Genomic DNA, 26,897 nt, shown 5'->3' on the forward strand with positions numbered 1-26,897 from the left:
TCACTGTCAGCCCTCGCGTTTACGATCACTTGACCCACGATGTGAACGTTCGGTGGGCTAGGTGTGTTACCGCAAGGGAGAAGTGATGAAGCGAAGAGCGGGGGACGGGGTGCTCCGTCAACGGCGCAGGCCGTCAACGGCCTTGCGCCGAATAGCCATTGCTGTGGCTGCGGTCATGGCGACCCAGGCCGCGACGGTGTCCGTCGTGACAGGTGGGGCGTTCGCGGCGGACTCAGGTGGAGCGGAGGCCATCGCGGCTTCCACGGAGACGAAGTCGGCTGCCTCGTCGGCGGATTCGGTGGCCGCGGCGTTGCTGATGGCCCGGATGCAGGACCGGAAGATCGAGGTGACCTCCGAGCAGACGGAGACCTCGACGACCTACGCCCTGCCCTCAGGGGAGTTGCAAACGTCTACGTACGCCGGGCCGATCCGGCAACAGGTGGACGGCAAGTGGCAGGACATCGACACCGATCTGTCGGACACCGGCGAATCGCTGGAGCCTGCAGTGGCGGCGGCCGACATCGCCGTCTCCGACGGCGGTGACACCGCGCTGGTCTCGGTCGACAAGGGGTCCAAGTCCTTCGGGCTGGGCTGGGAGTCGAAGCTGCCGACCCCGTCGGTGAAGGACGACACCGCCTCCTACGCCCTGAGCGACGGCCAGACCCTCACGGTCACCGCGCTCGCCCAGGGCTTCAGCCAGAACGTCGTACTCGACAAGGCGCCGGACCAAGCGCCGGAGTACCGGATCCCTGTGAATCTCAAGGGACTTGAGCTGTCGGTGGCCGACTCTGGTCATCTACTGCTGAAGGACTCCGGCGGCAAACTGGTCGCTGAGGCGCCCGCGCCGATGATGTGGGACTCCTCCAAGGACGACGCGTCCGGCGAGTCGAAGCACCAGGCACCCGTCGCCACCAAGGTCGAGACTGCGGATAACGGCTCCCAGACCTTGGTACTCGATCCGGACGCGGACTACTTCGCGCAGGACCTGACCTACCCGGTCACCGTCGACCCCACCTCCACCCTGGCCGTGACCACGGACACCTGGGTGGCGACGAACTACACCGACTCGCAGGTCTCCTCGACCGAGCTGAAGTCGGGGACCTACGACGCAGGTTCGACGAAGGCCCGGTCGTATCTGAAGTTCGACGTGTCGGCGTTCAAGGGCAAGCACATCACCGACACCAACCTGGCGCTGTACTCGTACTACTCCTCGACCTGTGCCACCACGGGCGCGGGGACGCAGGTGCGGCGGATCACCGGATCGTGGTCGTCCTCCGACATCACCTGGGCTGACCAGCCGTCCACCACCACGACCGGCGCGGTGACCAATACCGCGGCCAAGGGCTACAGCAGCACCGACTGCCCGGCCGGCACGATGAACTTCGACATCGACGCCATCGTGCAGGCCTGGGCAGACGGCTCGGCCAACTATGGCCTGCGGATCGCGGGTGCGAGCGAGACCGACAGCCTGACCTGGCGGCGTTTCCGCTCGGCGAACTACGTCTCGGGGGACGGCTCCACCGAGCCGCACCTGACGGTGACCTACAACTCCTACCCGTCGGTGCCGACGGCGACGGCCATCTCGCCGTCGCAGGTCAACGCCTACAGCGGCAGGCGGTATGTGACGACGTACACGCCGACGGTGTCGGCGAAGGTCACGGACGTGGACGGTTCGTCGGCCAAGGCGCAGTTCGAGATCACCAACGACCCGGCGTACTCCGGGGAAACGTCCTACTCCTACACCGGCACTTCGGCCTCAGTGGTCTCCGGCGGGACAGCGAAGCTGACCATCCCGTCGGCGAGCCAGCTGGCCGGGGCGCACCTGCGGATGCGGGTGCGCGGCTATGACGGTACGGACTACGGATCCTGGTCGTCGTACCTCTACTTCGTGCCGAATGTCGCCAAGCCCGCTGCCCCGACCGTCACCTGCGACACATACACGCAGAACGACTGGACCGCCAAGGCCGACGCTGCCGTGTCCTGCACCCTGGACACCACGTCCTCCGACGGCGCCGGCTACCACTGGGGTCTGGACAACAGCAGCCTGCCGAACAAGAAGCTGGACACCACCAACGGCAACGGCGGTGACGCGCTCACCATCTCCGTCGACCCCGCGAATGGCTGGCACACGCTGTACGCGCGCACGGTCGACTCCGGAGGAAACCTTTCTTCGGCCACGACCGCCTACAGCTTCGGCGTCGGCGCGGACGGCGCGGCGATCCTTTCCCCGCAGGATGGCGACGATACTGCCCGCCGCCTCACCCTGTCCGCCAAGGGCCTGACCTCCTACACCGGGGTCACCTGGGAGTACCGCCGCGGGGAGGAGGACTCCTGGCATACCGTGCCGGTCGGTGACGTCACCGCTTCTGGCAGCGCGGTCTCCGCCTGGCCGGTCGCGGTCACCTCCGGCACCGCGACCAAGCTGGTGTGGAACACGGTGAACACCTTGTCCGAGGACGGTGTGATCGAACTCCGTGCCGCCTTCACCAATGGCACCACCACCGGCCACTCCCAGACTGTCGAGGTCACCCTCGACCGGGACGCCGGCACCGCGCCGAGCGCCCCCGTGGGGCCCGGGTCAGTGAACCAGCTGACCGGTGACTACACCCTGGCAGCCACCGACGCCTCGGCGTTCGACACGACGGTGAGCCGAGTCTTCTCATCCCGGGCGAACGACACGGACGACGAGGGCCAGGCACAGATCTTCGGCCCGGGGTGGGTCTCGTCCGTTGCTTCCCAGGGCGCGGCTTACACGCAGGTGCGTGCTACCTCCAGCACCTCGGTCGAGGTGCTGAGCGCGGACGGCGGCACCATCGCGTTCACGAGCACCACCGGCGGCGGCTGGAAGGCCCAGACGGGCCATGAGTCCCTGACCCTTACGGGCACGTTGTCGGGGACGAAGTTCACCCTCACCGACACCGATTCCAACAGCACCGTGTTCGCCAAGGCCTCGTCCGCGGTCTCGACCTGGACCCTGTCGTCCACGGCTTCCGCGGTGGGCGACTCGTCCGTCACCATCGCGTCGGAGTCGGTGGTGGTCGGCGACGACACGCTGGCCCGTCCGAAGTACGTCATCTCCCCGACGCCGGCGGTCACCACGGCCGCCTGCCAGGCGGACCCCTCGACGAAGGGCTGCCGGGTACTGGAGTTCGTCTACGCCGACACCACCACCGCCACGAGCAGTGCCCTGGGCGACTACAAGAACCAGGTCAAGGCCGTGAGGCTGTGGGCAACCAGCCCGGGTGCCTCCGCTGCCACGACCGAAACAATCACGTCCTACGCCTATGACGCTTCCGGGAACCTGCGCAGTGTGTGGGATCCGCAGATCAGCCCGGCACTGAAGACGACCTACACCTACGACTCGGATGGCCTCCTCGCGACCCTCACCGAGCCGGGGCAGCTTCCCTGGACCTTCAGCTACGGCACGGCCGGCTCCGCGTTGACCTCAGGTGCAGGCATGCTGCTGAAGGCCTCGCGCTCCGCGCTCGCCCAGGGGTCGAATACTGACGTCTCCGGTACGGCAGTGACCAGCGTCGTCTACGACGTCCCGCTGTCCGGCTCCACGGCTCCGTACCAACTGGACCAGGACACCGTCGCCGGCTGGGCCCAGGACGAGGCACCGACCGACGCCACGGCGGTTTTCCCGCCCGGCTCGTTGCCTTCCTCCCACACCGGGAGCGCCCTCGCCGCCGACGCATACACCACCGCCACCATCACCTACATCGACGCGAACGGTCAGGAAACCAATACCGCCACACCCGGTGGCTCGATCACCACGACCGAGTACGACGAGTTCGGCAACACGGTTGCCGAACTGAGTGCCGCCAACCGTGAACTGGCATTGGGTACCGCTACTGGCGCCGCCGACACGCTGGCCGCGCTCGGTCTGGCCGACCTGTCCACCGCGGACCGGGCCCCGCTGCTGGCCGTGGTCTCGGAGTACTCCTCCGATGGCGAGCGCCTGTTGGACGAGTACGGTCCACTGCACGAGGTCACCCTCACCGCGCAACTGGCGGGTTCCACCACCGAGTCCACCCTCGCGGCGGGATCGGTTGTCCCCGCCCGCCCGCACACGTCGTACGCCTACGATGAGAACCGTCCCTCCGGCGCCAAGTTGTCGGACCTGGTGACCACCACCAAGACCGGCGCCCTTGTCGACGGGTACGGTACGGACGCGGATGTCCGCACCGTGACCACCGCCTACGACTGGTCCACGGGCCAGACGACGGCCAGCGGAGGCGACGACACCACCGGCACGGCCGCCACTTACGACTCTGCCGGGAAGGTGGCCACCACTCGTACCGCGGGATCCAGCGGAACGGACGCCGCGACCATCAAGTACGAGTACTACACCGCCGACGGCACTGGTACCTGCGGGAGCCGATCGGAGTGGGCGGGCCTGGCCTGCCGCACCTCACCGGCGGCCGACATCACCGACGGCGGAACCAACCCCGACGAGACGGTCACCACCGTCTACACCTACGACCGGTGGCTCCAACTCGCCACGAAGACCGAGACCGCCAATGGCGTGACCCGCACCACGACCATCACTAAGGACAACGCGGGACGGCCGATCAAGACGACCATCAGCGGCGGCACCGGAAAGGACGTCCCGGCCACAACGGTCACCTACAACGAGACCAACGGCCAGCTGTCCCAGCGGACCGCGAACGGACAGACCATCGCCTACACCTACGACGCCCTCGGCCGCCCGACGTCCTACGGCGACGGTGCCGGCAACGTCACCACCACCTCCTACGACATCCTCGACCGGCCCGTGAAGGTCACGGACTCGGCTCCGTCCACGGTGACCTACGCGTACGACACGGCCGGCAACCGCAAGTCACTCACGGACTCGGCCGCGGGAACCTTCAGCGCGTCCTACGACGCCGACGGCACCCTCGTCTCCGAGTCTCTGCCCGGCGGCACCACGCTGACCATCGGCACGGACACCACCGGCACCGAGACAGGTCGGGTCTACGCCGATGCCAACGGCACGGCGATCGTCTCGGACACCGTCCGCCACAACGCACGCGGTGAACGGGTCGGACACACCCAGACCGACGGCTCCACCACGGACACCACCTACACCTACGACAGTGCCGCACGCCTCACCGAGGCCACCGACACCACCGCCACCGGCTGCACCACCCGCGCCTACACCCTTGACGCGAGCAGCAACCGCACCGCGCTGAAGACCACCACTGACGACTGCGACAGCAGCACCGACGATGCCACCACGGCCTCGACGTCGTACGACTACGACAGCGCGGACAGGCTCATCGCGTCCGGCGTGGCCTACGACGCGTTCGGCCGAACCACCACCAGCGGCAACAGCACGCTGACCTACTACGCCAACGACCTCGTGAACAGCGAGACCGTCGGCACCAGCCGCCGCACCTGGACCCTGGACGCTGCCGCGCGACTGGCCGTGTCCACCGACCAGACCCAGGCGACGGATGGATCCTGGACCACCACGGGCAGCATCACCAACCACTACGGCTGCGACTGTGACAGCCCCAGCTGGAGCAAGTCCTCGTCAGGCGCCGTCAGCCGCAACGTGGCCGATCTGACCGGCGCTCTCGCGGCGGTCACCACGGCCTCGGGCGACACCGTGCTCCAACTGTCCAACACCCACGGGGACATCACGGTCCAGCTCCCGCTGGACACCTCCGTGGCGCCGACCGTCCAGCAGTACGACGAGTACGGCAACGCACTCGATGGAACGGTATCGACCGCATACGGGTGGCTGGGCTCCTACCAGCGGGACAGCGGCACGCTCAGCGGCATCACGCTCATGGGCGTCCGGCTCTACGACGCCGGAAGCGGCCGCTTCCTCCAAAGCGATCCGGTATACGGAGGGAACGACAACAGCTACGAGTACTGCCGCGGAAACCCCGTCTCCTGCACGGACCTCAGCGGCGCCTACTCCTACTCGTACACCTACTACCTTGGTGGGTACTTCAGCTCCGCCAAGACGGTGTTCAAGTGGATCCGCAATCATTTCTGGGTGTTCCCCCTCAGCGGGTGCGGTTCCACCCTCAACCGGGGCGAGCGATGCAACCTCAAGCCCGTGCTCGGTCCCGTCAAGGTGGAGAAGCTGACCTCGACCTACTTCCAGTTCCTCTCCCTGAAGGGGCACTTCGAAGGCCCCGGCAAGCGGCTGAGGTTCACCTTCAGCAAGAGCTGGGGAGTTGTCTCCATGAAGGTCAAGGCATGGGGCCCCAACAAAACCAGATGCGACAACAACACGCTCTGCTCGACAGCGAACAAGATCGCGGCGCGGACCGGATTCGCGCTGTTCGCCTCCAATATCGCCTTCTACACGTCGGCCTACGGAATCTGGTGATCTAGCGATGAACGTACAGGTTCATGAACGGGCGAGGCCCGTCCTCACCTCTCTGGTGATCACGACGCTCGCGGCGGTTCCCTGGATCCTCGCCCTGCTCCCGCTCACCTTCAACGGCATGCAGCAGGTAGAGGAATCCGGCGGTGCCGGAACCGGGTCCGTCGGACTGGGCATCACGATGCTGACGCTTGCGGCTCTGCCGCTCGTCGCCTCGGCGCTGGTCCTCACATACGGGCTGACCGCCCGAATGGAGGTCCACAGGATCGTGCAGATCGCGGCAGCAGCCCTCTTCTTCGGAGGCCTGGTGTCATTCCTGTTCGCCATGCTGCTCGCCATGGCGTAAGCAGGAGACGGCAAGGCGCGGCGGTGGTGGCCTCCCTTCAGCGGAGGCCACCACCGCCACCCAGAGCGCGTGTCAGCCAGTCGTCCAGCGCGGCCGACGATACGCCCGCCCACCCGAGGTGGGCGTCGGGGCGAACGAGCATGACGGTCCGTCTCCCGCCGGTCTCCGAGAGCGGGGCCACCACGGTATCCGCGCCCAGGTGTCTGCGAGCGATGTCCGCAAAGGCCGGCGCAACCGGGGCGGGGGCGACAATCGCCCACCGGTGACCGAGCTCCCTGTGCAGGCGAGTGCGGACGCCGTCCTCCCGGAGGCAGGCCAGGTCGGGTACGCGATCGCCCGCACGCGGTCCGACACCGATCCGAAGGCGCGACCACCGGCCTCCCAGAGGCCCGCTGCAGTAGCTGATCCTGAGCTGCGAGGACTTCTCCCAGAGTAGCCGCTGGGCCGTCGGGAGACGGAGCAACGGAACCAGGACACGGTCACGGACGGTGCGCATCACCATGTTGTCCGCGAGGGCCAGACGCGTAACGCCACTCGTCGAAGCCAGTACCTCGCGGGCCGCCGGACGCCGTTCGCTTTCGTAGGTGTCCAGCAGGCGGCTGTGGGCTCTGCCCGAGGCGACCAGTGCGAGCTTCCAAGCCAGGTTCTCGGCATCACCGAGCCCGGTGTTCATGCCCTGCCCACCGAACGGGCTGTGTACGTGAGCGGCATCTCCCGCCAGCAGAACTCGGCCGGACCGGTACCTGGTGGCGAGGCGGCGCTGAATACGAAAGGTCGAAGTCCACAGGTCCGTCCATCGCTCGGGCGGCTGGATTCCGGCGTGCTTCTGAACGGCCAGTCTCAGCGCGTCCGACACACCATCGGAACCGATGTCCTCGCCATCTGCGGGAGCCGACGCCACCAGTCGCCAGACGCCGTCCCCAGGCAGAGGAAATACCCCGAGCATTCCCTCCCGGTGCAGCCACGCCGACACCACGTCTCTGGGAAACGGCAACGATGCACGCACATCCGTGAGGAAAAAACCATCCATCGTGGGCGCTCCGGGAAAGCCGATTTCCGCCGACGCACGCACACGGCTGTGCGCCCCGTCGCAGCCCACCAGCCACCTCGCGCGCACCGCCCCGTCCTCCAGCTGAACGGTCACGTTCTCCGCATCCTCATCAGCGTCGACGAACTTCCGTCCCCACTCCACCTCGACACCAAGCTCGCGGAGCCGCCGCAGCAACTGCGCTTCCACCTCTGCCTGCGAATTGACGAGCACAGGGCGATCCACCAGCGCCGCGTGCGCGCCGACCTTCAGACGCATCAGACACTTGCCGTTGACGTGCGTGACGAACTCCGTGATCCGCACCGAACGCTCCGGTAGCCCCTTCAGAGCTCCGAGCCGGTTGAGGACTTCGGAGCCCCGCGGCTGGATCCCCAGAGCACGTGACGCTGTCGACGGCCGCTCCGCCTTGTCGACGATCCTCACCGATACTCCGGCCAGGGCCAGGCCGCATGCCAAGGCTAGCCCGGTCGGCCCCGCGCCGACCACGACCACCATCGGACCTTCCACCTGGCATCCTCCGCGACTGAGATCTGAAGTGGCCGGAGTGTCGAGCCTAATGCGAGTGAGGGTTTCGCCGTTCACCGCCACCCACGTTTCACAGGGCTCCGGCAGCCGAACCTCGATGGGTGTAGCTCCTCTCAAGGGACGATCTCACCAGCACCGAGCTGCGACTTCACATTTGAGGTGTGATCCTTCCGGCGGTTCCGGTCGCCTCGCCGCTCATCAGCGAGGACCGCTCGGCCGATCTTGGGCATGGCCGATACACCTATCTGCGGCGCTCCAACGAGGGCAACCGCACCGGGCACAGGCGATTCGTCAACGTCCCAGCTCAGCCCGTCCCTCCAGAGGAGCTACACCCAAGCCCTTTCCCGCCCGCCCACCCGTCTCGGTCGGCTGGAAGGTCACCCTCAAAACCCTTTCCCACCCACCCGCCCGTCTCGGTCGGCTGGGAGGCCACCGTCCAAGCCTTTCCCACCCGCCCGCCCATCTCGGTCAGCTGGAACGTCACCGTCCAGACCCTGCCCGCCCGACTCGGCCAACCCAAAAGGCCAGCCTCCGAGCCTTCCCTCCCACCCTCCCGACCGCCCAACTCGGCTGGCCCGCCAAGAGGTTGCCCTGGCCCTCCCAAGCCTTCCCGCCCACCCGCCCGCCCGCCCGTCTACTGCCGTTTAAAGGTGGACCTTTGAAACGCCCGAGACGGGTGGGTGGGTGGGTGGGAAAGCTGTTGGCTCAGCCCCGGCGCCGGCGCGCTGTCAGTACCGCTCCCCCGCCCAGCGCCAGCAGCAACACCGCCCCACCCGCGATGTACGGCGTCACGGAACTACCCCCCGTCTCGGCCAACCCCGCCTCCGCAGGCGCCCCTTGGGGCTTCACATCCGGCGCCGGCTTGGAAGAGGGCGGAGTGACGGCGGCAACCTTCGGCGCCTCACACGTCGCCCGCGCCAACGTCACCGTCCCCTCCACGTCGGCGACGTTCAGCTTCAACGGGTTGACGGAGACCTTGAGTTCGAGGGCGGTCGCGGCGGCCGTACGGGACGTGGTCGACGTCTTGGACAGGTCGAGCCGCACCGAACCGACCCCCGGCACCTCAACATCCGTAGGACCACTGGCAGTTACCGTGATCCGCTTGCCGAGCACCGTCACCGCCCCCGGCAGATGCGACGTGGCGACCGGCGCCTTCCCCGCCTCGCACGTCGCCTTCGACATGACCGCGTCGACCTCGATGAGCGAGAGCAGCGGCAGACCGGGGACGTGCAGCCGGGCATGGGCGAGGTTCGTGTACCCCTCGGACTTGGTCGCGGACACCGTCGCCCTCGCCGTGGCGACGTCCGCACTGAGCACGCTGAACGGCTGCCCGCCGTTCACCCCGTCCAACTGGGCGGTGAGCGCGGTCTTTTCGGCACTCCGCGGCGCCTGGACCTCGTTGAGGGAGACCGCGAGAGGGACGTCCACGGTCTTGTTGAGCAGGGACACGTCGAGCCCGGTGCGGAGCACGACGGCGCTAGCACGACCCTGGTCGATACTCGCGTGGGCGGACCCCGCGCCGGCCAGCGCCACGGGACCGGCGGCGAGGGCGGTCGCCGTGGCCACGGTGGCCCAACGGCGTGCGGGCATGCGGAAGTTGGTGCCGTTCAAGGTGTGGGACCCCCAGAAGAGACATGCTTGGGACCCGGTAAGAATTACCCACGACGAGTGAACCGTCAGCGATCCCGCGTCACTTCACCCCATCGTGGGTTTTCCGTGAACGTATTCGAATCGCCTGGCGACTATTCGACCACCAGCCCGTTCAGCACCACCCGCCGCGGCGACGCCAGCACGCGCACATCGGCGCGCGGGTCCGCCTCGTACACGACGAAGTCCGCCGGCGCGCCCTCCTCCAGCCCCGGCCGCCCGAGCCACCGCCGCGCCCCCCACGCGGTCGCCGACAGCGCCTCTACGGCGGGGATGCCGGCGGTGACGAGTTCGGCGACCTCGGCCGCCACCAGGCCGTGGGCGAGGGAACCCCCGGCGTCGGTGCCGACGTAGACCGGGACGCCGGCGTCGTAGGCGGCCCGGACGGTGTCGTAGCGCCGCTCGTACAGTCGCCGCATGTGGGCCGACCAGCGCGGGAACCTGGCGTCGCCGCCCTCCGCGAGCTTCGGGAAGGTCGCGATGTTCACGAGGGTCGGGACGATCGCGACGCCCCGCGAGGCGAACAGCGGGATCAGGTCCTCGGTGAGGCCGGTCGCGTGCTCGATGCAGTCGATGCCCGCCTCCACCAGGTCGCGCAACGCGTCCTCCGCGAAGCAGTGCGCGGTGACGCGCGCGCCGAGCCGGTGGGCCTCGGCGATGGCCGCCTCCACCGCCTCGCGCGGCCAGCAGGCCGACAGGTCGCCGAGGTCGCGGTCGATCCAGTCGCCGACCAACTTGACCCAGCCGTCGCCGCGTTGGGCTTCCTGGGCGACGTAGGCGACGAGTTCGTCGGGTTCGATCTCGTGGGCGAAGTCGCGGATGTAGCGGCGGGTTCGGGCGATGTGCCGGCCCGCGCGGATGATCTTCGGGAGGTCTTCGCGGTCGTCGATCCAGCGGGTGTCCGAGGGGGAGCCCGCGTCGCGGAGCAGGAGGGTGCCGGCGTCTCGGTCGGTGAGGGCCTGTTGCTCTGCGGTCTCGGCGTCTACGGGGCCGTGGGTTCCCAGGCCTACGTGGCAGTGGGCGTCGACGAGGCCGGGGAGGGCCCAGCCGTCTACCGTGCGGATGTCACGTCCGTGGGTTGGACGGTCGTAGGAGATGCGGCCGTCGATCACCCAGAGGTCGTCGCGGATGTCCTCGGGGCCAACCAGGACTCGGCCCTTCATGTGCAGCACCGGTAGATCGCTCATGGGACGCACGATAGTTCGTCGAGTGCGGGAGCGTCGTGGCTGGTCGCGCAGTTCCCCGCGCCCCTTTAGGGCGCGCTTTCGTCGTCCTGTACTTCAGCCATCGCGGGGTCCAGCAGGCGGGACAAGAAATGGCGGGTACGGGCCTGCTGCGGGTTGGTGATGACCCGGTCTGGAGACCCCTCCTCGACGATCAACCCACCGTCCATGAACACAACCCGGTCGGCCACCTCGCGCGCGAACGTCATCTCATGGGTGACGACCATCATGGTCATGCCCTCGTTCGCGAGCATCCGCATGACCGCGAGCACGTCCCCCACCAGCTCGGGGTCGAGTGCCGACGTCGGTTCGTCGAAGAGCATGACCTCGGGGTCCATCGCCAACGCCCTTGCGATGGCTACGCGTTGCTGCTGGCCGCCGGAGAGGGACGCGGGGTAGGCGGTGGCCTTCTCCGACAGGCCTACGCGGCGGAGGTTGTCGGCAGCGACCTTCGCGGCCCGGGTCTTGTCGCGGCGCAGGACCCGGCGTTGCGGGAGGGTGAGGTTCTCGGTGACGGTCAGGTGCGGGAAGAGGTTGAACTGCTGGAAGACCATGCCGATACGGCGGCGTACGGCGTCGATGTCGACATCGGGGTCGGTGATCTCGGTGCCGCCGACGAACACCCGTCCCTGGGTGGGTTCTTCGAGCAGGTTCACGCACCGCAGGAGAGTCGACTTGCCGGAGCCGGAGGGGCCGATGACGCAGACCACCTCGCCCTGGCCGATCTCCAGGTCGATACCGCGCAGCACCTCGTTGGTGCCGAACGACTTGTGCAGGCCCCGGACTTGGATCTCGGGCTTCTCACGTGCGGTGTTCGTCACCGGACCGCCTCCCCCGTCTTCGTCTCCATCCGGCGGACCACGAAGCTCAGCGGGATCGTGACCAGGAGGTAGCACAGGCCGGCCACCAGGATCGGCGTGGAGTTGGCCGTCGTACTCGCCAAGTCCCTGCCGTATTTGGAGAGTTCGCGTTCCTCCAGGGTGACGCCGAGGAACAGGACCAGGGAGGAGTCCTTGAAGAGGAGGACCAGTTCGTTGGTCAGCGGCGGGAGGATGATCCGGAACGCCTGCGGGACGATGATCGACACCATGGCCCGCGCCTGCGAGAAACCGAGCGAACGGGCCGCCTCCAACTGCCCTCTGGGCACCGCCTGGATGCCCGCGCGGATCGTCTCCGCCATGTACGCGGCCGACACCAGGCCGAGTGCGAGGGCGACCTTGCCGTACGTACCGCCGACGATCTCCGTGCCCGGGAAGGCGAGCGGCACGGCGACACCCACGAAGATGAAGATCAGCAGGGCCGGCAGGCCGCGGAAGATCTCGATGTAGATCCCCGCGAGCCAGCGGTAGGGGCCTACCGACGACAGTCGCATCAGCGCGACGACCATGCCCAGGACCAGCCCGAAGACGAAGCCCGACAGGGTGTAGAGCACGGTGTTCTTGAGTGCCAGCGTGATGACGTCCGGGAACATCTGCTTGGCGATGCTCCACTGCGCGAACTGGTTCTTCAGGCGGCCCCAGTCGGCGGTGACCGCGAAGGCGATCACGGCGGCGGCGAAGACGGCGTACTGCACGCCCTGGGACAGCCTGCGCCGCTGCCGTCTGCTCAACCCCTGTCTCCTGGGCTGGAGTTGAGGATCCGCGGTGTCGGCGCTCATGAGGCCGACGGAGAGGCGGCGGCCGAGGCGTCGTAGGGGCCGATCCACTTCTCGTAGAGCTTCTTGTACGTGCCGTCGGCCTTCGCGTCCTTGATGGCCTTGTTGATGGCGGCGAGGAGTTTGGTGTTGCCCTTCTTGACCGTGAAGCCGTACTGCTCACCGGTGTTGAGGTTGTCGACGACCTTGAAGGCGTCGGCGTTGGCCTTGGTCCTCAACCAGCCCTGGACGACCGGGTAGTCGATGATGACGGCCTGGACCTGGCCGGTGCGCAGGCCGTTGAGGACGGCGTCGGAGGACTCGAAGGAGACGGGGTCGAAGCCCTTGCTCTTCGCGTAGTCCTCGCCGGTGGTCTGCGCCTGCGCGCCGAGCTTCTTGCCCTTGGTCTTCACGTCGGCGAGGGAGGTGATCCCGCTCTTCTTGTCGACGAGGACGGCCTGGGTGGCGTCGAAGTAGGGGTCGGAGAAGTCGACGTTCTTCTTGCGCTCGGCGGTGATGGTCATGCCTGCGGCGGCCAGGTCGCACTCGTCGGCGTTGAGGAAGGCGCCGGTCTTGAAGTTCTCGAAGGGGGTGTCGAGGATCGTCTGCTTCACGCCGAGGTCCTTGGCGACCAGGTCGATGAGGGAGACGTCGAAGCCCTGCACCTTGCCGTCGATCTCGGACTGGAAGGGCGGGTACGGGAGGTGCGTGCAGGTGGTGAGCCGGCCGGCCTTGACGAGTTCGACGCCACCGGCGGCGGTCTTCGAACCGCTGCCGCCGCTGTCGCTCGACGTGCAGCCGGTCACGAGGACGAGTGCGGTCGTCGCGGCCGTCGCGGTGGTGGCGGCCAGGGTGCGGGCCCGGCGGCCGAGGAGCGTGTTCACGGAGGCCTCCTGTGACGGAACTATGGGTTCCGATTATTCGGAGGGGTTCGGCCAGCCGCTCATCCGGACCGGTGACCAGGGGGCCGTCCGGGCTAAGAAGTCGCCGGTCGGAGGGGTGCGGAGGGCGGTGAAGTCGCCGGTCGGAGGGGTGCGGAGGGCGGTCAGGCGGGCCGGTTACCCTCGTTCCCATCGACTCCCGCGAGTGAAAGAGCACCGCCGTGACGCACCCCTTCCTCGACCTGGCCCCGCTGAGCGCCGCGCACTTCGCCTCGATCGAGGACCGGGTGGCCCGACTGCTCGGCACCGAGCAGGATGTCGTGATCATGCAGGGCGAGGCGCTGCTGCCGCTGGAGGGCGCGATCCGTTCCACGGCGGGGCCGGGCACGCTCGCGCTGAACGTCATCACCGGCCCCTACGGGCAGACCTTCGGGAACTGGCTGCGGGACTGCGGCGCGGAGGTGATCGACCTCGCCGTCCCCTTCCACACGGCCGTGACCGCCGACCAGATCCGGGAGGCCTTCGCCGCGCACCCCGGGATCGACTTCGTGTCCCTCGTCCACGCGGAGGCCGCGACCGGCAACACCAACCCGGTCGCGGAGATCGGCGAGATCGTGCGGGCCCACGGCGCGATCTTCTACCTCGACGCGGTGGCCTCCATCGGCGCGGAGCCGGTGCTGCCGGACGCGTGGGGTGTCGACCTGTGCGTGATCGGCGCGCAGAAGGCGATGGGCGGGCCGGCGGGGGTTTCGGCGGTGTCGGTGAGCGCGCGGGCGTGGGCCCGTATGGCGGCCAACCCCTCGGCCCCGCGCCGCTCGTACCTCTCCCTCCTCGACTGGAAGGACCGCTGGACCGACGCCGGCCGCACGGCGCTGCCGCACGCACCGGCCCAGTTGGAGATGCTGGCGCTGGAGGCGTGCGTGGAGCGTATCGAGGCGGAGGGTCTGGCCACGGTGATGCGGCGCCACGCGAGCGCCGCGGCGGCTACGCGGGCGGGTGCGGTCGCCTTGGGCGGCGGGCTCGAACCGTACGTCCACGATGCGGCCGAGGCCGCGCCGGTCGCTACGACGCTCAGGACGCCGTCGGGTGTGGTGGCCTCGGAGCTGGTGGCGAGGGCCCTGTCCGCGGACCCGGCGTTGCCGCTGGCCGCGGGCGGGGGTTCCCTGGCGAAGGAGATGATCCGGGTCAACCACTACGGGGTGGATGCGACGGTGGGGGCGGTACAGAGTTCCTTGGCGGCGCTGGGCGCGGCGCTGGCGGAGCAGGGGGTGTCGGTGGATCTGGAGGGCGCCCGGTCCGCCGTAGAGAACGCGTGGCGGTAGTCGTGGGCCGAGGCGGATGCTGGGGGCTCCGCCCCAGACCCCCGATCGGCCCTGAAGGGGCCTCGTCCTCAAACGCCGGACGGGCTGGATATTGCCGGCCTCGCTACACAGCACCCGCCGCAGAACCCCCCTGCTCGAAAGCTGGCTCGGTTTTCACCGCGCCACGCTGGAGTTGAAGTGCGCCGGACTGGATGACACGCAGGCCCCGGGCGCTGGATGGACGAGGCGCTCGCCGTGTGGCGGCGGGAGATCGCGCGGGGGCATGAACACTGTGCCGGGGTCGAGGTCAGTCTGCGGTGGGTGCTGATTCATCTGGTCGAGGAGTACGCGCGGCACAACGGTCACGCCGACATCCTCCGGGAAAGCATCGACGGCGTCACCGGAGCCTAATTCAGATGTAATTCCCGGGAATTTTATCGCCTTCTTCACGGGCAGCTTCCCATATTCTTCTGCCCGATTTCCGTGCGCCCAAACGCAAATAATTCGCGTAGATCTCGTGAGGGTTACACCCTTGTGACCCGTTACACAGGCCGCCCTTTTTGCACCTTATACGGCGGTCAAACCCGTACATAAACTGCACCTACGCACGCGTGATAACACAGCACCGCCTCAGACGTAACCCCATCCCTCCATGCAATTTCGAATTTCCCTCGGTAAATTCAATTCGCATGACTGCCACCCAAGCAGACCTGCACATCGACCGCCCCACGGTGGCCGACGGCGCCGCGTTGTGGCGTATTGCCAAGGACTCGAACGCCCTCGACCTGAACTCGTCGTACAGCTATCTCCTGTGGTGCCGGGACTTCGCCGGTACCTCCGCCGTCGTGCGGGACGAGCGCGGGGAGCCGGTCGGCTTCGTCACCGGGTACGTGCCGCCGGACCGGCCGGGCACGCTGCTCGTGTGGCAGGTGGCCGTCGACGCCGCGCAGCGCGGTCGCGGGCTGGCCGCACGGCTGCTCGACGGGCTGACCGAGCGGGTCGCGGACGAGTACGGCGTGACCGCGATCGAGACCACGATCACGCCCGGCAACACCGCGTCCGAACGCCTCTTCACGTCGTACGCCGAACGCCACGGCGCCGTCGTCGAGCGCACGGTCCTGTTCGAGGCCGGTGACTTCCCGGACGGCCCGCACGACCCCGAAGTGCTGTACCGCATCGGCCCGTTGAGCCTCTGAACTCCCCGTTGCCCTCCCCCCCCCTCACCCCCCACCCCGAGGAGCGATTCGCGTGACCATCACCCAGCCCGATCTGAGCGTCTTCGAGACCCTGGAGTCCGAGGTCCGCAGCTACTGCCGCGCCTGGCCCACCGTCTTCGACCGGGCCCGGGGCAGCCGTATGTACGACGAGGACGGCCACGCCTACCTCGACTTCTTCGCGGGCGCCGGCTCGCTGAACTACGGGCACAACAACCCTGTTCTGAAACGGGCGTTGATCGACTACCTGGAGCGGGACGGCGTCACCCACGGCCTCGACATGTCGACCGGTGCCAAGCGCGCCTTCCTCCAGACCTTCCAGGATCTGGTTCTGCGCCCGCGCGACCTGCCGTACAAGGTGATGTTCCCGGGCCCGACCGGCACCAACGCCGTCGAGTCCGCACTGAAGTTGGCGCGGAAGGTGAAGGGGCGGGAGGCCATCGTCTCCTTCACCAACGCCTTCCACGGGATGTCGCTGGGCTCGCTCGCCGTGACCGGCAACGCCTTCAAGCGGGCCGGTGCCGGTGTCCCGCTGGTGCACGGGACGCCGATGCCGTTCGACAACTACTTCGACGGCAAGGTCCCCGACTTCCTGTGGTTCGAGCGGCTGCTGGAGGACCAGGGCTCCGGCCTGAACAAGCCCGCCGCCGTGATCGTCGAGTCCGTGCAGGGCGAGGGCGGCATCAACGTCGCCCGCCCCGAATGGCTGCGCGCGCTGGCCGAGTTGTGCGAGCGCCAGGACATGCTCCTCATCGTCGACGACATCCAGATGGGCTGCGGACGCACCGGCGCGTTCTTCTCCTTCGAGGAGGCGGGGATCGTGCCCGACATCGTCACCGTCTCCAAGTCCATCAGCGGCTACGGCCTTCCGATGTCCCTGTGCCTGTTCAAGCCCGAGCTGGACATCTGGGAGCCGGGCGAGCACAACGGCACGTTCCGCGGCAACAACCCGGCGTTCGTCACCGCCACCGCCGCCCTGGAGACGTACTGGGCGGACGGTTCCGCGATGGAGAAGCAGACCCGGGCCCGCGGGGAGCAGGTCGAGCAGGGGCTGATCTCCATCACCGAGGAGAACCTCGCCGACATCAAGGAGTACCGGGGCCGCGGACTGGTCTGGGGCATCGAGTTCAAGGACCCCGAGCGCGCCGGCCGGATCTGCGCCCGCGCCTTCGAACTCGGCCTGCTCGTCGAGACGTCGGGCCCGCAGAGCGAGGTCGTGAAACTCCTCCCCGCCCTGACCATCACCCCCGAGGAGCTGGACGAGGGGCTGAGCATCCTCGCCCGCGCCGTACGCGAGACCGTCTGAACAACCTGACCGGCCCGACCATCTGACACCACGTCAAGGAGGCGTCACCACACCGTGATTGTCCGTTCGTTCAAGGAACTCGAAGGCACCGACCGGCACATCAAGGCCGCGTCCGGCACCTGGGAGAGCAAGCGCATCGTCCTCGCCAAGGAGCGGGTCGGTTTCTCGGTGCACGAGACCGTCCTCTACGCGGGCACCGAGACGTCGATGTGGTACGCCAACCACATCGAGGCCGTCGTCTGCGTCGAGGGCCACGCCGAACTCACCGACGACGAGACCGGGCAGACGTACACGATCACGCCGGGGACCATGTACCTCCTCGACGGCCACGAGCGGCACACGATGCGGATCAAGGAGGACTTCCGCTGCATCTGTGTCTTCAACCCGCCCGTCACCGGACGGGAGGACCACGACGAGAACGGCGTCTACCCGCTGCTGACCGAACCCGAGGAGGTGTGACGACCATGACGACCACCGTCACCAGCGTCACCGACCTGTACCCCAGCCGCGGCACCACCGAGGTGTCCGTCCCGCGCAAGGACCCCGTCGTCTGGGGCTCCCCCGACACCCCGGGCCCCATCCCGACCGGTGACCTCCAGGCGTTCGAGCGCGACGGCTTCCTCTCCATGCAGGAACTGCTCCGGGACGACGAAGTCGACGTCTACCGGCGGGAGTTGGAGCGGCTCGTCGCCGATCCCGCGATCCGGGCCGACGAGCGGTCGATCGTCGAGTCGAAGTCCAAGGAGATCCGATCCGTCTTCGAGGTGCACCGGATCAGCGAGGTGTTCGCCCGGCTCGTGCGCGACGAGCGGGTCGTCGGGCGGGCCCGGCAGATCCTCGGCTCGGACGTGTACGTCCACCAGTCCCGGATCAACGTGAAGCCCGGCTTCGGCGCGAGCGGCTTCTACTGGCACTCGGACTTCGAGACCTGGCACGCCGAGGACGGCCTGCCGAACATGCGCACCGTGTCGGTGTCGATCGCGCTCACCGAGAACCACGACACCAACGGCGGCCTCATGATCATGCCGGGCTCGCACCGGACCTTCCTCGGCTGCGCGGGCGCGACCCCCGAGGACAACTACCGCCAGTCGCTCCAGATGCAGGACGCGGGCACCCCGTCCGACGAGGCGCTGACCGGCATGGCCTCCGAGTACGGCATCAAGTTGTTCACGGGCAGGGCCGGTTCGGCGACCTGGTTCGACTGCAACTGCATGCACGGCTCCGGCGACAACATCACGCCGTTCCCGCGCAGCAACGTCTTCATCGTGTTCAACAGCGTGGAGAACAAGGCCGTTGAGCCGTTCGCGGCTCCGGTACGACGGCCCGAGTTCATCGGGGCACGGGACTTCACCCCGGTGAGGTGAGCTTCTTCGCCGTGGTGAGGTGAGTTTCGCCGCTGGATGCCCTTCCCCGTGTCACCCGGAAAGGGCATCCAGCAGTCGGTCCACGTCTCCTGGGGTGTTGTAGAGATGGAAGGCCGCCCGCAAGTTCCCCGCCCGGTCGGAGACTTCGACCCCCGCCGCGCTCAACTCGCCCTGCCTGCGGCCGAGTCCGGGCACGGAGACGATCGGTGACCCGGGAGACGCCACCGGTTCATGCCCGAGGGCGCCGAGCCCCGCGCGGAACCGGTCGGCGAGGGCCAGGTCATGCGCCCGTACGACATCGACCCCCAATTCCTCCAGCAGCGCGAGCGACTGGCGGGCACCGGCGTAGGAGAAGAGGGCCGGGCTCTCGTCGAACCGGCGGGCGGAGTGGGCGAGTTCCTCGACCGGGCCGTAGCAGCTGTCCCAGGGGGCCTCGCCCGCGACCCACCCGGCGAAGATCGGGTTGAGGCCGCCGAGGTCCTCCGGGGTGACCAGGAAGGCGACCCCGCGCGGGCAGAAGAGCCACTTGAAGCCGACGGCGGCGACATAGTCGTAGGCGTCCGCGTCGAGGTCGAGCCAGCCGGCCGCCTGCGACGCGTCGACGTACGTACGCGTCCCGTGTTCGTGTGCCGCCGCCCTGATCGCGGGCAGGTCGGCGATCCGGCCGTCGGCGGACTGGGCGGCGCTGACCGCGACGAGCGCGGTGCCGGGGCGTACCGATTCGGCGATCCGCTCCAGCGGGACGGCGCGCACCTTGAGGTCGGCGCGCATGTGGAAGGGGTTCACGACGGAGCTGAAGTCGGCCTCGGCGGTGAGGACTTCGGCCCCGGCGGGCAGTGAGGAGGCGATCAGTCCGCTGTAGACGGCGACCGAGGCCCCGGCCGCGACCCGGCCGACCGGCACGCGGGTCAGCCGGGCGAAGGCGGCGCGGGACGCCTCGACGTCGTCGAACATGTCGGTGGGCGTGCCGACCGCGGCGGCCTCGATGGCGGTGTGCATCGCCGTGACCGTGCGGGTCGGGAGCAGACCGGTGCTCGCCGTGTTGAGGTAGGTGTTCTTCGGGGCGAACTCGGCGCGGACGAGGCTCTCGAAGGTCTCCATGGCACCACTCTGCGGTGCCGTTCGGGCCTCGTCCATTGCGCGTTTTTGCGTGAGTCCTCTAAGCAACGCTTATGAGTCAGCGCTGACCTGCGGCTTTCAGGCCTGCGGTACCGCACACCCGTCGGGCCCGCATGCCTCGGCGTCGCCACCGCTGCCGGCCCCGCTGTCGATCAGCTTCAGCGGGGAGTGCTCGCCCCACGCCTGGGTCAGCGCCTGGGCGAAGACCTCGGCGGGCTGGGCGCCGGAGACGCCGTACTTGCGGTCGAGGACGAAGAAGGGGACGCCGTTCGCTCCGAGCTCCGCGGCCTCGCGCTCGTCGGCGCGGACGTCGTCGGCGTACGCGGTCGGGTCGGCCAGCACCTTGCGGGCGTCCTCGGCGTCGAGCCCGGCACCGGCGGCCAGCTCGACGAGCCGATCGTCGTCGCCGAACACGGACCGCTCCTCGGCGAAGTTCGCCTTGTACATCGCCTGGATCAGCTCGTCCTGGCGGCCCTGCGCCTTGGCGAAGTGGAGGAGGCGGTGCATGTCGAAGGTATTGCCGTGGTCGCGGTCGCGGGTGCGGTAGTCGAGCCCCTCGGCGGCGGCCTGCGCGCCCAGGTTGTCCTCACCGGCCTGCGCCTGCGCCTCGCTCATGCCGTACTTCTTGGTGAGCATCTTGATCACGGGCTGGGTGTCGCCCTTGGCGCGCCCCGGGTCCAGCTCGAAGGACCGGTGCACGACCTCGACGCCGTCACGGTGCGGGAACGCGTCGAGCGCCTTCTCGAAGCGGGCCTTGCCCACGTAGCACCACGGGCAGGCGATGTCCGACCAGATCTCGACGCGCATTCTTCGGCTCTTTCCAGGACGTACGGGTGGGAGACACACGTTCTCTGTCTCCCCCGTGAACGTTCAAGCACCTCGCTTCATTCCCCCGCCACGACCAGCCGCATCCCCAGATGGTGACCGCCGTCGCCCGGCTCGGCGACCCACCCCTGACGGACGTAGAAGCTCTGCGCCCGCTCGTTGTCGACATGCACATCGAGTACGGCGGCCCGCCGCCCGTCGGCCCGCCACTGCTCGACACAGGCCGCGTGCAGAGCCGTACCGAGGCCGGAGCGCCACTGATCGGGGTCGACATGGAACTGGTACAGCGCGACCGTGTCCGGCGACCCGCCCTCCGGGACACGGAAGGAGGCGACGGCGACGATACGGCCGCTCTCGACCACGCACAGCACCTGGGCGTCGGGCCGCTCGATGACTCCGCGCCAGGCGGCGAGCCAGTCCCGCCCGTCCTCCGGGACGCCGTCGGGGTAGTACGTCGCCCGGGCCCGCGCGTGCAGCGCGGCGACGCTCTCCGCCTCCGCGGGCAGGGCCGTGCGGATCACCCGGGTTCCACTGACTCGGTCACTGATCATGCAACCGATGACGTGAACTCCGCCGCTCCGGTTCCCAGACGGCTGAACTGCGCCCGGTACGCGCTCGGCGTGAGCCCGGTGCGGCGGACGATGTGCCCGCGCAGGGAGTCCGCCGTGCCCAGGCCGCAGGCGCGGGCGACCTGGTCCATGGGGAGGCTGGTGGTCTCCAGCAGTTCCCTGGCCCGCTCGACGCGCTGGTGGAGCAGCCACTGCAAGGGACTCACCCCGCTCTCCGCGTGGAACCGGCGGGTGAGGGTCCGCACACTGACACCCGCGTGCCGGGCCAGGTCGGTGAGGGTGAGCGGCTTGTCGAGGTTGCGCATGGCCCAGCCCCGGGTGTCCGCGCAGGCGACACCGCGCTCGGGCGGCAGCGGGGTCTGCGTGAACTGGGTCTGCCCGCCCGGCCGTACGGGCGCGACGAGGGCGAGCCGGGCGACCTCGTTGGCGACGGCGGCGCCGTAGTCGGTGCGGATGATGTGCAGGCAGAGGTCGATACCGGCGGCGTACCCGGACGCGGTCAGGAACTGGCCGTCCTGGACGTAGAGGACGTCGCCGGTGAGGTCGACCTCCGGATAGCGCCTGCGCATCTCCTCGGCCTGGTTCCAATAGGTCGTGGCCCGGCGCCCGTCCAGCAGCCCGGCCTCGGCCAGGGCGAACGCGCCGCTGCAGATGGACGCGATGCGCTTGCCCGCGGCGGCGGCCTCGCGCAGGGCGCTCACCGTGCGCGGGTCGGGCGTGTACCGGTGCCCGGTCCCCACGACGAGCACCATGTCCGCGTCCCGTACGACGTCGAGCCCCTCCCGCACATGGAGGTCGAGGCCACCCGTGGTGGGCACGGGCCCCGGCTCCGGAGCGCAGATGACCGTCTCGTAGCCCCGCTCCCCCTCGACCTCGACCCGTTCGAACAGCAGCTCCGGGATGGCCAGGTTGAACATCGAGACAGGTGTCGCCGCGACGACGGCGACCCGACGGGGACGGCTGGGCTGGATCATGGCCAGAACCTCCGGACGTATGGCATTCCGGCCACTACTGTACGGCGCCGCCCGCCCGCACCATGAGGACATGACAACACCCACCGCCCAACTAGCCCCCCGCACCGGCAACTTGACCCCTCCCTCCCCCACACTCACCCTCACCGCCGCCCTCCTCGGCTTCGCGCTCATCACCCTCGACGCGTCCGTGGTGAACGTGGCACTCCCGTCGATCGGGACCGCGCTGGGCGGCGGGATGTCGGGACTCCAGTGGGTGGTCGACGCGTACACGCTGTCCTTCGCCGCGCTGATGCTGTCCACCGGCGCCTTCTCGGACCGCGCCGGGGCGACCCGTGCGTACGCGATCGGCATCACGGTCTTCACCCTGGCCTCGGCGGCCTGCGGCCTGGCCCCGAACCTGCCCGCCCTGATCGGCGCCCGCGCGCTCCAGGGCGTGGCGGCCGCCGTGGTCCTCCCGGCCTCCCTGTCCCTCGTACGGCAGGCCTACGCCGAACCCGCCAAGAGGGCCCGGGCGGTGGCGACTTGGGCCGCGGGCGGCTCGGTGGCGGTGGCCCTGGGCCCGGTGGCGGGCGGCGCACTCACGACGGCCTGGGACTGGCGGGGCATCTTCTTCATCAACCTGCCCCTGGGCGCGACGGCGCTGATGCTCCTGCTCCGGTCCCCCCGCTCGGAGCGCCGCCCCGCACCCCTGGACCTCCCCGGCCAGCTGACAGCGGTGATCGCCCTGACAGCGGCGACGTTCGCGGTGATAGAGCGCGGAACCACAGGACTTGTGGCCGCACTCGTCGCGATCCTCGCGGGCGCGGCCTTCATCCGCATCGAACAGCGCCAGTCGCACCCGGTGGTGCCACTCACCCTGTTCCGCAGCCGGACGGTGTCGGTGGCGGTCGTGACGGGCGCGGCGTGCAGCGTCGCCTTCTTCGGCCTGACCTTCGTCTTCGCGCTCTTCTTCCAACAGGTGCAGGGCCGTTCGGCGTTGTACGCCGGGCTGATGTTCCTGCCGATGACCGGTCTGATCCCGGTGACGAACATCGTGGCGGGCAAACTGACGGCCCGCTACGGCGCCCGACTCCCCATGCTGGCAGGCCAGTTGCTGGCCGCGCTGGGCGCACTCGTCCTGCTGTACGTCGACGCGGGCACGCCCCCGCTCCTGGTGGCCGTACTCCTCGTACCGATGGCCCTGGGCTGCGCCCTGACGGTCCCGCCGCTGACGGCGGTGATGATGGACGCGGTGACGGCGGAGCGAGCGGGCTTGGCGGCGGGCGTACTCAACTCCGCACGCCAGGTGGCAGGCGGCCTGGGCATCGCCGTCTTCGGAGTACTGGTCTCCGACGACTTCACAACCGGCCTGCGAGAGAGCCTCGCGATCAGCGCGACCCTCTTCGCGGCAACGGCCTTCCTCAGCTTCCGTCTCTCAGGTCGTCCGGCCAACTAGGCCTGAACTCAAGGTGGTCGTACGTCACGACACACCCCTCCCCCATCGGCGACTGCGTCATGAACCCGACCAGCGCGGCGTCCGTCTCCTTCTCGTCACCGAGGGTGAAAAGCCGGATGAATATCCAACGCTCACCGTCACGGGAAGCGTGGAAGGCGAAGGCCCGCCCGGTCCGACTGACCCGCAGCCACACCGAACTCCCGTCCACGGTGAAGGAGTTGGCGTCGTCCGAGTGCCCCCGGGTCACCACCGTGCAGACGGTGGGCACATCGGGCGAGTACTCCAGGCAGAGCTTGGCCCAGGCCCGTTCCCCGACATGGACGTAGAGCACCCCGGCGTCAAAGGACCCCGCGAACCCGACGGTCACCCGGGCGATGAGCTGAAAGTCCCCGTGAGGCGCCCCGAGAAGACGGGGCGCATCGGAGGCGGGGTCCAGCCCTTCCCCGGTCGGCGGCACGAACCGATCCTGACGGGGTCCAGCCCACCCCGTGAGCACACCGTCCTCGTAGGACCAATGCCCGTCGGGCCCGTAAGTACGGAGGGGAAAAGGCAGTTCGGAAAGCTCTACGTCCATAAGCTCATCATCTCAGGCCAAGGGGAACGCCTTTAGGGGCGCGGGGCTGTATCGATGTGCGGCTCCGCCGCGTGGGCGCGACCAGCCACAACGGACGGTCAGCCCGAAAACCACCACACCCCAACGGCGCTACCGCTCCAGATGCCCGTCATAACGCCGAGGCAACCCCTGCGGATTCTCGTCCCGCAACTCCAACGGCAGCAACGCTTCAGGCGTGTTCTGGTAAGCAACCGGCCGCAGCCACCGCTCAATAGCCGTACCCCCAACCGAAGTTGAGGTAGAGGTCGTAGCCGGGTAAGGCCCCCCGTGATGCTGAGCCGGCGCCACCGCAACCCCCGTAGGCCACGCATTGACCAACACCCGCCCGGCCAACGGAGTGAGCTCCGCAAGGATCTCCGACCCCCGCCCCTCCCCGGCCGCCTCCTCCGCCGACAGATGAACCGTCGCCGTAAGATTCCCGGGCAGTCGCGACAACACGGCGTTCGCCTGCGCGTCATCGTCATAGCGGGCCACCACGGTGACCGGCCCGAAGCACTCTTCGAGGAGCAGGTCGTACGCCCCCTCGGCCGCCAGCTTCTCCGCCGGCACCGTGAGGAACCCGGGACTGACCGTGTGCTCACTCCCCGCCCCCGGCGTCACCGGCGACTCCACATCGGCAAGTTGAGCCCGCTCGGAGACACCCGCGAGGAAGTTGTCCCGCATCCGGTGATCCAGCAGCACCCCGGAGTCCGTGTCACTGACGGCATCCGTAAGGGACTTGACCAGCCCGTCCCCCGCGGAGCCGGACGGCACCAGCACAAGCCCCGGCTTCACACAGAACTGCCCGACGCCCAACGTCATCGAACCGGCGAGCCCCGTACCGATCGCCTCGGCCCGCTCGGCCGCAGCGGCCTCGGTCACAACTACCGGGTTGAGGGAGCCCAGTTCGCCGTGGAACGGGATCGGGACCGGTCGCGCCGCCGCCGCGTCGAACAACGCGCGACCGCCGCGTACGGAACCGGTGAACCCGGCCGCCGAGACCAGCGGGTGCTTGACGAGCTCGACGCCCGCCTCGAAGCCGTGGACCAGGCCGAGGACACCGGCCGGGATGCCCTGCTCGGCGGCGGCCCGGCGCAGCACGCTCGCGACCAGCTCGGACAGGCCGGGGTGGTCGGGGTGCGCCTTGACGACGACCGGGCAGCCCGCGGCGAGCGCGCTCGCGGTGTCGCCGCCGGGGACGGAGAAGGCGAAGGGGAAGTTGGAGGCCGAGTAGACGGCGACGACACCCAGCGGCACCTTGTAGCGGCGCAGGTCCGGGATCGGCGGGGTGGCCGTGTCGTCGGGGTGGTTGATCACCACGTCGAGGAAGGCGCCCTCGTCGACGATGTCCGCGAAGGCCCTCAACTGGTAGCAGGTGCGGGCCAGTTCGCCGTTCAGCCGGACCGGGCCGAGCGCGGTCTCCGCGTCGGCGACCTCGACCAGCTGGTTCTTGGCGGCTTCGAGCTGGTCGGCGGCGCCGCGCAGGAAGGCGGCGCGGACGGTACGGTCGGCGAGCGAACCCCGTGCCGCGTGCGCGGCGCGGACGGCGGTGTCCACCTCCTGGGCTGTGGCCTCCACCGCAACCTGCTCACGCTGCTTCCCGGTTCGGGGGTCGACACTCCAGACTGGTGCTGCTGCCACCGCGGGTCCCTCCACACATGTAATGCCGCAGTTCTGGGTCATTCACCAGGGTCGTTCGATATGCTGAACGCTGTCTCTGATGATGAATATGCTCTCGGAGACTATTTCCCGTCGAACGAAGGGGTCAAGGGCGATGTCGGCAGGCGAGACAGGCGGCGGGGCACAGGTCAAGTCCGCGGTGCGGACGGTGGAGCTGCTCGAATACTTCGCCGGCCGGCCCGGTATGCACTCCCTCGCGTCGGTCCAGGAGGCCGTCGGATATCCCAAGTCCAGTCTCTACATGCTGCTGCGCACGTTGGTGGAGCTGGGCTGGGTGGAGACGGACGCGACGGGCACGCGGTACGGCATCGGCGTACGGGCGCTGCTGGTGGGCACCTCCTACATCGACGGCGACGAGGTCGTGGCGGCGGCCCGCCCCACACTGGACCGGCTCTCGGACGACACCACGGAGACCATCCACCTCGCCCGCCTCGACGGCACGAACGTGGTCTACCTGGCCACGCGCCAGTCGCAGCACTACCTACGGCCCTTCACCCGCGTCGGCCGCCGCCTCCCCGCGCACTCGACCTCGCTGGGCAAGGCGCTGCTGAGCACGTACTCCGACGAGCAGGTCCGCAAGATGCTCCCGGAGACGCTGCCCGCGCTCACCGAGCACACGATCACCGACCGCGAGAAGCTCATCGAGGAACTCCACCAGGTCCGCGAGCAGGGCTTCGCCGTGGACCGCGAGGAGAACACGCTGGGCCTGCGCTGCTTCGGGGTCGCGATCCCGTACCGCACCCCCGCGCGGGACGCGATCAGCTGCTCGGTGCCGGTGGCGCGGCTCACCCCCGCCCACGAACAGATGGTCAAGGACGCCCTGTTCGACGCCCGTGACCGACTGACCCTCGCCACCCGGAGGCTCTGAC

The 26,897-nt window shown here is 68.8% G+C and carries 21 protein-coding genes and 1 pseudogene; 10 read left to right on the top strand and 12 right to left on the bottom strand.

Annotated elements, in window-relative coordinates; genetic code table 11:
• Positions 1-175: 175 nt before the first annotated feature.
• On the top strand, positions 176-6,349 hold the full coding sequence (locus tag R2B38_RS07590; protein WP_318015523.1) for a DNRLRE domain-containing protein: 6,174 nt from the start codon (positions 176-178) through the stop codon (positions 6,347-6,349).
• A gap of 7 nt (positions 6,350-6,356) precedes the next feature.
• Positions 6,357-6,692 carry a hypothetical protein gene (locus tag R2B38_RS07595; RefSeq protein ID WP_318015524.1) on the top strand — a complete coding sequence of 112 codons (336 nt, stop codon included), beginning with the start codon at positions 6,357-6,359 and terminating at the stop codon, positions 6,690-6,692.
• Between the two features lie 37 nt (positions 6,693-6,729).
• Here R2B38_RS07595 and R2B38_RS07600 read toward each other — a convergent pair whose 3' ends face one another.
• From R2B38_RS07600 to R2B38_RS07625, 6 genes are all read right to left on the bottom strand, one after another.
• Positions 6,730-8,235, bottom strand: coding sequence for an FAD-dependent monooxygenase (locus tag R2B38_RS07600; protein ID WP_318015525.1), 1,506 nt, complete (start codon positions 8,233-8,235; stop codon positions 6,730-6,732).
• Between the two features lie 735 nt (positions 8,236-8,970).
• Entirely contained in the window at positions 8,971-9,876 is a 906-nt protein-coding gene (locus tag R2B38_RS07605) for an SCO1860 family LAETG-anchored protein (protein WP_318015526.1), read from the bottom strand.
• Between the two features lie 131 nt (positions 9,877-10,007).
• Complete coding sequence (locus tag R2B38_RS07610) at positions 10,008-11,099, bottom strand: amidohydrolase family protein (protein WP_318015527.1); 1,092 nt, start codon at positions 11,097-11,099, stop codon at positions 10,008-10,010.
• Positions 11,100-11,164: 65 nt separating this feature from the next.
• On the bottom strand, positions 11,165-11,956 hold the full coding sequence (locus R2B38_RS07615; protein ID WP_318015528.1) for an amino acid ABC transporter ATP-binding protein: 792 nt from the start codon (positions 11,954-11,956) through the stop codon (positions 11,165-11,167).
• Positions 11,953-12,792, bottom strand: coding sequence for an amino acid ABC transporter permease (locus R2B38_RS07620; protein ID WP_318015529.1), 840 nt, complete (start codon positions 12,790-12,792; stop codon positions 11,953-11,955). Before R2B38_RS07620 ends, R2B38_RS07615 begins: the two co-directional genes overlap by 4 nt.
• On the bottom strand, positions 12,789-13,652 hold the full coding sequence (locus R2B38_RS07625; RefSeq protein WP_318015530.1) for a transporter substrate-binding domain-containing protein: 864 nt from the start codon (positions 13,650-13,652) through the stop codon (positions 12,789-12,791). The genes R2B38_RS07620 and R2B38_RS07625 overlap by 4 nt, the downstream gene beginning before the upstream one ends.
• A 218-nt stretch (positions 13,653-13,870) precedes the next feature.
• Here R2B38_RS07625 and R2B38_RS07630 point away from each other — a divergent pair, with 218 nt between their 5' ends.
• The 6 genes and pseudogenes from R2B38_RS07630 to thpD all read left to right on the top strand — a co-directional run bounded on the left by R2B38_RS07630 (position 13,871) and on the right by thpD (position 18,834).
• A complete protein-coding gene (locus tag R2B38_RS07630; RefSeq protein WP_318015531.1) occupies positions 13,871-14,971 on the top strand; it encodes a pyridoxal-phosphate-dependent aminotransferase family protein in 1,101 nt (366 codons plus the stop codon).
• A gap of 88 nt (positions 14,972-15,059) precedes the next feature.
• Positions 15,060-15,361: pseudogene (locus R2B38_RS07635) on the top strand (DUF664 domain-containing protein).
• 278 nt (positions 15,362-15,639) lie between these two features.
• A complete protein-coding gene (ectA, locus tag R2B38_RS07640; RefSeq protein WP_033283206.1) occupies positions 15,640-16,146 on the top strand; it encodes a diaminobutyrate acetyltransferase in 507 nt (168 codons plus the stop codon).
• Between the two features lie 52 nt (positions 16,147-16,198).
• Entirely contained in the window at positions 16,199-17,470 is a 1,272-nt protein-coding gene (gene ectB / locus R2B38_RS07645) for a diaminobutyrate--2-oxoglutarate transaminase (RefSeq protein ID WP_318015532.1), read from the top strand.
• Between the two features lie 54 nt (positions 17,471-17,524).
• On the top strand, positions 17,525-17,929 hold the full coding sequence (locus R2B38_RS07650) for an ectoine synthase (protein ID WP_033283204.1): 405 nt from the start codon (positions 17,525-17,527) through the stop codon (positions 17,927-17,929).
• A 5-nt stretch (positions 17,930-17,934) separates the two neighbouring features.
• Positions 17,935-18,834, top strand: a complete 900-nt coding sequence (thpD, locus tag R2B38_RS07655; RefSeq protein WP_318015533.1) for an ectoine hydroxylase — start codon at positions 17,935-17,937, stop codon at positions 18,832-18,834.
• A 51-nt stretch (positions 18,835-18,885) separates the two neighbouring features.
• On the opposite strand, the gene R2B38_RS07660 is transcribed toward thpD, so the two are convergent.
• The 4 genes from R2B38_RS07660 to R2B38_RS07675 all read right to left on the bottom strand — a co-directional run bounded on the left by R2B38_RS07660 (position 18,886) and on the right by R2B38_RS07675 (position 22,321).
• On the bottom strand, positions 18,886-19,935 hold the full coding sequence (locus R2B38_RS07660) for an aminotransferase class V-fold PLP-dependent enzyme (RefSeq protein WP_318015534.1): 1,050 nt from the start codon (positions 19,933-19,935) through the stop codon (positions 18,886-18,888).
• A gap of 96 nt (positions 19,936-20,031) precedes the next feature.
• On the bottom strand, positions 20,032-20,760 hold the full coding sequence (locus R2B38_RS07665; RefSeq protein WP_318015535.1) for a DsbA family oxidoreductase: 729 nt from the start codon (positions 20,758-20,760) through the stop codon (positions 20,032-20,034).
• A 77-nt stretch (positions 20,761-20,837) separates the two neighbouring features.
• Positions 20,838-21,329, bottom strand: a complete 492-nt coding sequence (locus R2B38_RS07670) for a GNAT family N-acetyltransferase (protein ID WP_318015536.1) — start codon at positions 21,327-21,329, stop codon at positions 20,838-20,840.
• Positions 21,326-22,321 carry a GlxA family transcriptional regulator gene (locus R2B38_RS07675; RefSeq protein ID WP_318015537.1) on the bottom strand — a complete coding sequence of 332 codons (996 nt, stop codon included), beginning with the start codon at positions 22,319-22,321 and terminating at the stop codon, positions 21,326-21,328. Before R2B38_RS07675 ends, R2B38_RS07670 begins: the two co-directional genes overlap by 4 nt.
• Before the next feature lie 70 nt (positions 22,322-22,391).
• Here R2B38_RS07675 and R2B38_RS07680 point away from each other — a divergent pair, with 70 nt between their 5' ends.
• A complete protein-coding gene (locus tag R2B38_RS07680) occupies positions 22,392-23,756 on the top strand; it encodes an MFS transporter (protein WP_318015538.1) in 1,365 nt (454 codons plus the stop codon).
• On the opposite strand, the gene R2B38_RS07685 is transcribed toward R2B38_RS07680, so the two are convergent.
• Both R2B38_RS07685 and R2B38_RS07690 read right to left on the bottom strand, forming a co-directional pair.
• Positions 23,722-24,330: a DUF1349 domain-containing protein gene (locus tag R2B38_RS07685; protein WP_318015539.1), complete on the bottom strand. Its 609-nt coding sequence runs from the start codon at positions 24,328-24,330 to the stop codon at positions 23,722-23,724. The genes R2B38_RS07680 and R2B38_RS07685 overlap by 35 nt on opposite strands.
• Positions 24,331-24,459: 129 nt before the next feature.
• Positions 24,460-25,989 carry an aldehyde dehydrogenase (NADP(+)) gene (locus R2B38_RS07690; protein WP_318015540.1) on the bottom strand — a complete coding sequence of 510 codons (1,530 nt, stop codon included), beginning with the start codon at positions 25,987-25,989 and terminating at the stop codon, positions 24,460-24,462.
• 133 nt (positions 25,990-26,122) lie between these two features.
• Here R2B38_RS07690 and R2B38_RS07695 point away from each other — a divergent pair, with 133 nt between their 5' ends.
• Positions 26,123-26,896, top strand: a complete 774-nt coding sequence (locus R2B38_RS07695) for an IclR family transcriptional regulator (RefSeq protein WP_033283195.1) — start codon at positions 26,123-26,125, stop codon at positions 26,894-26,896.
• The last annotated feature ends 1 nt before the right edge of the window (position 26,897 follow it).

The organism is Streptomyces sp. N50, assembly GCF_033335955.1.
Taxonomy (GTDB): domain Bacteria; phylum Actinomycetota; class Actinomycetes; order Streptomycetales; family Streptomycetaceae; genus Streptomyces.

Excerpts from the sequence above, each read along its gene's own strand:
- R2B38_RS07590 (WP_318015523.1), top strand. The coding sequence starts at position 176 with ATGGCGACCCAGGCCGCGACGGTGTCCGTCGTGACAGGTGGGGCGTTC.
- R2B38_RS07595 (WP_318015524.1), top strand. The coding sequence starts at position 6,357 with ATGAACGTACAGGTTCATGAACGGGCGAGGCCCGTCCTCACCTCTCTG.
- R2B38_RS07600 (WP_318015525.1), bottom strand. The coding sequence starts at position 8,235 with ATGGTGGTCGTGGTCGGCGCGGGGCCGACCGGGCTAGCCTTGGCATGC.
- R2B38_RS07610 (WP_318015527.1), bottom strand. The coding sequence starts at position 11,099 with ATGAGCGATCTACCGGTGCTGCACATGAAGGGCCGAGTCCTGGTTGGC.
- R2B38_RS07620 (WP_318015529.1), bottom strand. The coding sequence starts at position 12,792 with ATGAGCGCCGACACCGCGGATCCTCAACTCCAGCCCAGGAGACAGGGG.
- ectA (WP_033283206.1), top strand. The coding sequence starts at position 15,640 with ATGACTGCCACCCAAGCAGACCTGCACATCGACCGCCCCACGGTGGCC.
- thpD (WP_318015533.1), top strand. The coding sequence starts at position 17,935 with ATGACGACCACCGTCACCAGCGTCACCGACCTGTACCCCAGCCGCGGC.
- R2B38_RS07660 (WP_318015534.1), bottom strand. The coding sequence starts at position 19,935 with ATGGAGACCTTCGAGAGCCTCGTCCGCGCCGAGTTCGCCCCGAAGAAC.
- R2B38_RS07665 (WP_318015535.1), bottom strand. The coding sequence starts at position 20,760 with ATGCGCGTCGAGATCTGGTCGGACATCGCCTGCCCGTGGTGCTACGTG.
- R2B38_RS07670 (WP_318015536.1), bottom strand. The coding sequence starts at position 21,329 with ATGATCAGTGACCGAGTCAGTGGAACCCGGGTGATCCGCACGGCCCTG.
- R2B38_RS07675 (WP_318015537.1), bottom strand. The coding sequence starts at position 22,321 with ATGATCCAGCCCAGCCGTCCCCGTCGGGTCGCCGTCGTCGCGGCGACA.
- R2B38_RS07680 (WP_318015538.1), top strand. The coding sequence starts at position 22,392 with ATGACAACACCCACCGCCCAACTAGCCCCCCGCACCGGCAACTTGACC.
- R2B38_RS07685 (WP_318015539.1), bottom strand. The coding sequence starts at position 24,330 with ATGGACGTAGAGCTTTCCGAACTGCCTTTTCCCCTCCGTACTTACGGG.
- R2B38_RS07695 (WP_033283195.1), top strand. The coding sequence starts at position 26,123 with ATGTCGGCAGGCGAGACAGGCGGCGGGGCACAGGTCAAGTCCGCGGTG.